Annotated in this window: 2 tRNA genes; both read right to left on the reverse strand. The window is 47.3% G+C overall.

What is annotated here, in order from left to right:
- Positions 1–87: 87 nt before the first annotated feature.
- Positions 88–159: transfer RNA gene (locus tag NE558_RS14255), tRNA-Gln, on the reverse strand.
- 33 nt (positions 160–192) lie between these two features.
- A tRNA-Gln gene (locus NE558_RS14260) sits at positions 193–264 on the reverse strand.
- Between the last annotated feature and the right edge of the window lie 87 nt (positions 265–351).

Consider the following 351-nt stretch of genomic DNA (forward strand, 5'->3'; position numbering starts at 1 on the left):
CAAACCTTTCCTACCACCGGCATAGCCGGTGGTTTTGTCAAGCTAAAGCGAACAATAAAAAAGCCTGTATTCATACAGGCTTTTAAACTAGGGTAGCAGGATTTGAACCTGCGAATGACGGAATCAGAATCCGTTGCCTTACCGCTTGGCGATACCCCAATAAACAAATAAAGTTTAGCATTTATTTGAAACCTGGGCTAGCTGGATTCGAACCAGCGAATGCAGGAGTCAAAGTCCTGTGCCTTACCGCTTGGCGATAGCCCACTATACGATAATGCAAAAGCTAAAAGCGCGAAACGAGATTCGAACTCGCGACCCTCGCCTTGGCAAGGCGATGCTCTACCACTGAGC

Origin of the sequence: Anaerotignum propionicum (assembly GCF_024461735.1) — a bacterium.
GTDB lineage: Bacteria > Bacillota > Clostridia > Lachnospirales > Anaerotignaceae > Chakrabartyella.